The 3,924-nt window shown below is 73.2% G+C and carries 2 protein-coding genes; both read left to right on the forward strand.

The features are described from left to right. On the forward strand, positions 1–2,615 hold a 2,615-nt coding region (locus VF202_15705), incomplete at its 5' end, for a hypothetical protein (protein ID HEX7041562.1). 65 nt (positions 2,616–2,680) lie between these two features. Beyond that, on the forward strand, positions 2,681–3,924 hold a 1,244-nt coding region (locus VF202_15710), incomplete at its 3' end, for a hypothetical protein (protein ID HEX7041563.1).

Here is a 3,924-nt window from a genome sequence, read left to right on the forward strand (position 1 = left end):
CCATCAACGACCTCGAGCTCGACATCGCGAAGGACGGCTCCTACTCCGTTGCGGCGGTGATCGCCGAAGACCCGCCCTGGACGCTCGACCTCGGTCCCGTCCCGCTGACCGTCTCCGACGTTCGCGTCTTCGCCTCGCGACCCGCCAAGGGCGCGTCCTCGGGCTCGTTCAGCGGCGTGATCCGCCCCGGCGACGCGTTCGAGCTCGCCTTCGCGTACGACACGCCCGGCGACTTCGTCCTGCGCGCCGAGCTGCCGGACGTGCGGCTGCTCGACCTGGTGCGCGGGCTGACGGACCGCCCCGTCGCGCTGCCGCAGGGGTTCGACCTCGAGTTCACGGACGGCTACGTCCTGATCCAGGAGTCCGGCCCGAACCTGGTCTTCCAGTTCGCGACGACGATGGAAGGGCTGGGCACCGTCGCGTTCGAGGCGCGCCGCGTCGGCGGCGGCGCGGGCGGGTGGGGCTTCGCGGCCGGGCTCGACCTGTCGGTGCCGCGGCTCTCGTCGCTCCCCGGGCTCGACGCGCTCGCGCCGTTCGAGGACATGTTCCACCTCGACCAGGTCGTGCTCCTGGTGGCGTCGTTCGACGACCCCGGCTTCACCTTCCCCTCCCTCGCCGCGTTCAACGCGCCGACGCTGAGCACCGGCAGCCTGAAGCTCCCGGCGCACGCGGGCGGCGTGATCCAGGGGCTGAACGCGTTCGCGCGCTGGACGCTCGACACGACGTCGCGCGAGCAGAAGCTGCTGCGCGACTTCCTCGCGCTCGAGGCCACGCTCGGCGTCACGTTGCAGGTCGCGCGCGATCCGAAGGAGGAGAGCCGGCTCTACGCGAGCGTCGACGCGCAGGTCCAGGGCGTGTCGCTGAGCTGCCAGCTCGGCGGGCAGATGCGCGGCGGCGAGGTCGGTTGGTTCCTGACCGGGACGGCGACCGCCCCGATCCAGGGGCGGCCGGTCCAGTTCGACGTCACGCTGCTCTTCGTCCCGAACGGCGCGTTCCTCTCCGGCTCGATGAAGGGCGCCGTGGAGTTCGGGGGGATCACGCTGTCGAACGTCGCGCTCGTCGTCGGCATGAGCTGGGAGGCGATCCCGAGCGTCGGCATCACCGCGTCGATCGCCGTCGAGCACTTCGACTCGTCCGTCGCGATCTTCTTCGACAGCGCGGACCCGTCGCGCAGCATGCTCGCCGGCGCGGTAAGCGGCCTCACGCTGGCGGACGTGCTCGACACCTTCGCCGGCGACGTCGCGCCGTCGGACGTCGACGCCGTCCTTTCGCACATCGGCCTGGTCGGCACCGGCGCGTTCACGCTCGACGCCGCGCTCGCGGACGCGCTCGACGACCGCGACCTCGAGGCGGTCTCGGCGGCGTTCGCCGCGCACGGCGTCCCGATCCCGGCCACAGCGGCGCAGGTCGTGCTGGCGGTCGGGAAGAAGGGCGAGCACTGGTTCCTGACCGACATGACCACGATGCTGCACTACGAGCTGGAGAAGACGGCGGACGGGGTCCGCGTCACGCTCGAGCCGCAGCTCTACATCGTGCCGCAGACGACGGCGATCGGCGCGCTCGTCTTCCAGCAGGGCACGTTCCTGACCGCCGGCTTCGACCTCCTCTCGTTCCACGGCGAGGGGAAGGTGATGGTGATGCCGAGCCGGGGGATCGAGGCGGAGGGGGCGATGGACCGCGTCGTCATCGGCCACGAGTCGCTCTTCGTGCTGGAGTCGATGGACGGCAAGGGCGGGCCGTACCTCTCGATCTCCACGAGCGGCCGGCCGGAGCACGAGGACCCGCGGCTCCGCCACCCGCACGCGCGGATCGACGGGCGGCTGAAGATGCTCGGCCTCGAGGAGGCGATCTACCTGGACGTGAGCGTGGACGGGCTCGCGTTCGCCGTCGAGGGCAAGCGTGGCCGCGCCATCGCCTACGCGCTGCACGGCAAGATCGGCGGGCCGACGCAGCTCGCCGCCGGCGGCTCGCTCGACGTGGGCATCGGCACGATCGACCTGGGCCCGCTCGGGAAGGTCGACATCGGCACGGGCGTGCACGGCACGCTCGACGTCGGCGTAGAGGGCGCTCGCTCCCACGCCGCCTTCGAGGGCGGCTTCCGCTACGCGGGCCGCGAGTACGCGCTGCCGCGGGTGGACCTCGATGTGCGCACGGCGTCGCTCCTCACGCTCCCCGAGGCGCTGGCCGCGCTCGTCGAGAAGGAGCTGAAGAAGCTGTTCGCGGACCCCGCGCGCTGGGCGAAGTACGTGCACGACGGCCTCGTCGCCGGCGTCGCCGATGTGGGCGGCGTGCTCAAGAACGTCTACGGCGCCTCGATGGACCAGGCCGCGCAGTGGATGACGCAGGCCGGCTACGGCGTGGACGAGATCGGCAATGCGCTCAAGAACGCCTGGAACCCGTACTCCGCCGACGTGGCCAAGGCGCTCAAGAATGCGGGCCACGCGGTCGACGAGGTCGGCAATTTCCTCGAGCACGCCTACGACCTGAGCCCGAAGAAGCTGAGCAAGCGGCTCAAGGAGGCCGGCTACTCGAACAAGAAGATCGAGAAGTACTTCAAGGACCTGGGCGGCGACTTCAAGAAGTACGCGAAGAAGATGGATCCGTCGAAGTGGTGAGCCGGTCGACCGCCCGGCCGGCGTGCCCGGCGGACGCCGCGCCATTGTCGTCGTCCGCGGATGACGTGGCGGCCAAGATCGGCGCCGCGCCATCGCCGGCGTCCGCGAACGACGTGCTCGCGCGGCTCGGCGCCGAATTCGACGGCGCGCCCGGCGTCGACCTCGAGTTCTCGCTGCGGCTGCGCCCCGGGCGCGTCGAGGCGGGCGACCGGTTCGGCGCCTGGCTCGACGGCGGCGGGCCCGACGCGTTCGCGCCGGTCGCCCGCGCGCTCGCGCGCCTCGGCGCTCCGGCGGCGGTGGTCGACGCGCAGCGGCGCGACGCGCTGCCGGTCCGCCAGGGGATCGCCGTCGCGTTCGACGGCGGCGGCCCCGAGTTCCGGCTGTACCTCCACGGCCGCGAGCCCGCGACGCTGGCCGACCGTTATGTCGCCTGGCGCTGGCGGCCGGGCGGCGAGCCGCGCCGCCTGCGCTACGCGTTCCATTTCCTCCCCGAGACGCCGTCCGGCGTGCGGCCGCTCGACCTCGTCGACGCCCGGCTGCGCGCCGGCTTCGCGCGGCTGCTCGACGACGAGCGGCTGCGCCAGGGCTCCGGCTTCTGGCTGCGCGAGGGCGCGGACGGCTCGATCGAGCAGGTCGACCTCGCCTTGCCGTGGTGCCCGGTCGCCGGCACGCTCCCCGGCCTCGTCGCGCTGGCCGAAGCACTCGGCCTGCCCGCCGAGGCGTCGCACCTGTGGCGAGGCGTGCCGGTCCGGCACGTCGCCGCGCGCGTCGGCCCGGGCGAGCCGGCGGTCACGCTCTACGCCTCCGCGCCCGTCGACGGCGCGTGGCCCGCCGACGTCGGCGAGTTGCGCGACCGGGTCCGGCGCGGCGCGAGGGCGTTCGGGCGACGGGTCGCGAGGCTGTACCGCAGTCTCCCGCCGGCGCGGCGCGCGCGCGACAGCGGCGGCTTCTACGATGGCGCCGTCTCGACGTGGGCGGCCGTGCTGGGCCCCGGGCTGCACTACCACGCGGGTCTCTTCGAGCCGACGGAGTCCGAGCCCGACGACGCCGCGATGGACGCGGCGCTGCGACGCGCGGTGACCCAGCTGTACCCGTTCATCCCCGCCGGCGGCCGGATCTACGACGTCGGCTGCGGCTGGGGCGGCCCGCTCGCGATGTGGATCCGCGACCTCCGCTGCCGCGCCCTGGGGCTGACGAACAGCCGGTCGCAGTTCCGCCACGTGGCCGGCCTCGGGCTCCCCGTCCGCTGGGGCGACGCGGAGGCCACGCTGCCGCCCGGCCACTTCGATTGCATCGTGCTCCTCGAATC

The organism is Trueperaceae bacterium (assembly GCA_036381035.1).
Taxonomy (GTDB): domain Bacteria; phylum Deinococcota; class Deinococci; order Deinococcales; family Trueperaceae; genus DASRWD01.